We start from the raw sequence: 2,906 nt of genomic DNA on the forward strand, positions 1-2,906 counted from the left end.
AAGTCCAACCCAAAACCTCTTGGGTGTTGTATGGTTAAGCCTCACGGGCAATTAGTACAGGTTAGCTCAACGCCTCACAGCGCTTACACACCCTGCCTATCAACGTTCTAGTCTAGAACAACCCTTTAGAGAGCTCGAAGCTCTAGGGATGACTCATCTCGGGGCCAGCTTCGCGCTTAGATGCTTTCAGCGCTTATCTGTGCCGAACTTAGCTACCGGGCAATGCGTCTGGCGACACAACCCGAACACCAGCGGTTCGTCCACTCCGGTCCTCTCGTACTAGGAGCAGCTCCCCTCAATCATCCAACGCCCACGGCAGATAGGGACCGAACTGTCTCACGACGTTCTAAACCCAGCTCGCGTACCACTTTAAATGGCGAACAGCCATACCCTTGGGACCGACTTCAGCCCCAGGATGTGATGAGCCGACATCGAGGTGCCAAACACCGCCGTCGATATGAACTCTTGGGCGGTATCAGCCTGTTATCCCCGGAGTACCTTTTATCCGTTGAGCGATGGCCCTTCCATTCAGAACCACCGGATCACTATGACCTACTTTCGTACCTGCTCGAGCCGTCACTCTCGCAGTTAAGCGGGCTTATGCCATTGCACTAACCTCACGATGTCCGACCGTGATTAGCCCACCTTCGTGCTCCTCCGTTACGCTTTGGGAGGAGACCGCCCCAGTCAAACTACCCACCAGGCACTGTCCTCACCCCGGATAACGGGGCTAAGTTAGAACATCAAACATACAAGGGTGGTATTTCAAGGATGGCTCCACAGCAACTGGCGTCGCCGCTTCAAAGCCTCCCACCTATCCTACACATGTAGGCTCAATGTTCAGTGCCAAGCTGTAGTAAAGGTTCACGGGGTCTTTCCGTCTAGCCGCGGGTACACAGCATCTTCACTGCGATTTCAATTTCACTGAGTCTCGGGTGGAGACAGCGTGGCCATCATTACGCCATTCGTGCAGGTCGGAACTTACCCGACAAGGAATTTCGCTACCTTAGGACCGTTATAGTTACGGCCGCCGTTTACCGGGGCTTCAATCAATGGCTTCTCTTGCGATAACCACATCAATTAACCTTCCGGCACCGGGCAGGCGTCACACCGTATACGTCATCTTTCGATTTTGCACAGTGCTGTGTTTTTAATAAACAGTTGCAGCCACCTGGTATCTGCGACTGCCCATAGCTCCATCCGCAAGGGACTTCACCGCGGGCAGCGTACCTTCTCCCGAAGTTACGGTACCATTTTGCCTAGTTCCTTCACCCGAGTTCTCTCAAGCGCCTTGGTATTCTCTACCCGACCACCTGTGTCGGTTTGGAGTACGGTTGCTACTTACCTGAAGCTTAGAGGCTTTTCCCGGAAGCATGGCATCAATGACTTCACCACCTTGGTGGCTCGACATCGTGTCTCGGCCTTGATTTCCCGGATTTGCCTAAGAAATCAGCCTACGCACTTGAACCTGGACAACCATCGCCAGGCCCACCTAGCCTTCTCCGTCCCCCCATCGCAGTAAGCAGCAGTACGGGAATATTAACCCGTTTCCCATCGACTACGCCTTTCGGCCTCGCCTTAGGGGCCGACTTACCCTGCCCCGATTAACGTTGGACAGGAACCCTTGGTCTTCCGGCGAGGAGGTTTTTCACCCCCTTTATCGTTACTCATGTCAGCATTCGCACTTGTGATACCTCCAGCATGCCTCTCAGCACACCTTCAACAGCTTACACAACGCTCCCCTACCCAATATCCATAAGGACATTGCCGCAGCTTCGGTGTATCGCTTAGCCCCGTTACATCTTCCGCGCAGGCCGACTCGACCAGTGAGCTATTACGCTTTCTTTAAATGATGGCTGCTTCTAAGCCAACATCCTGGCTGTCTGAGCCTTCCCACATCGTTTCCCACTTAGCGATAACTTGGGGACCTTAGCTGGCGGTCTGGGTTGTTTCCCTCTCCACGACGGACGTTAGCACCCGCCGTGTGTCTCCCGGATAGTACTTACTGGTATTCGGAGTTTGCAAAGGGTTGGTAAGTCGGGATGACCCCCTAGCCTTAACAGTGCTCTACCCCCAGTAGTATTCGTCCGAGGCGCTACCTAAATAGCTTTCGGGGAGAACCAGCTATCTCCGAGTTTGATTGGCCTTTCACCCCTAGCCACAGGTCATCTCCTAACTTTTCAACGTTAGTGAGTTCGGTCCTCCAGTTGATGTTACTCAACCTTCAACCTGCCCATGGCTAGATCACTCGGTTTCGGGTCTAATGCTAGCAACTGGACGCCCAGTTAAGACTCGGTTTCCCTACGGCTCCCCTATGCGGTTAACCTTGCTACTAACATTAAGTCGCTGACCCATTATACAAAAGGTACGCGGTCACCCCACGAAGAGGCTCCCACTGCTTGTACGTAGACGGTTTCAGGTTCTATTTCACTCCCCTCACAGGGGTTCTTTTCGCCTTTCCCTCACGGTACTGGTTCACTATCGGTCAGTCAGGAGTATTTAGCCTTGGAGGATGGTCCCCCCATGTTCAGACAAGATATCACGTGTCCCGTCCTACTCGTTTTCACGTCTAAGGCGCCGTCGGTTACGGGGCTATCACCCTTTATTGCCAGGTTTTCCAACCTGTTCACCTAACGCCTAAGCCGCTTAAGGGCTGCTCCGGGTTCGCTCGCCGCTACTGCCGGAATCTCAATTGATTTCTTTTCCTTCGGGTACTTAGATGTTTCAGTTCCCCGAGTTCGCCTCTTAGCGCTATGTATTCACACTAAGATACCTGCTTATGCAGGTGGGTTTCCCCATTCGGACATCGATGGCTCAAATGCTTCTTACCAGCTCACCATCGCTTTTCGCAGGTTAGTACGTCCTTCATCGCCTCTGACTGCCAAGGCATCCACCGTCTACGCTTA

Annotated in this window: 1 rRNA gene; it reads right to left on the bottom strand. The window is 53.1% G+C overall.

Features of this window, described 5'->3' with window-relative positions:
• Nucleotides 1–30: 30 nt before the first annotated feature.
• Nucleotides 31–2,906, bottom strand: a 23S ribosomal RNA gene (locus tag BZG25_RS15535); the annotation flags it as partial.

The sequence above is a fragment of the Salinivibrio sp. ML198 genome (assembly GCF_001996015.1).
In the GTDB taxonomy this organism is placed as follows: domain Bacteria; phylum Pseudomonadota; class Gammaproteobacteria; order Enterobacterales; family Vibrionaceae; genus Salinivibrio; species Salinivibrio siamensis.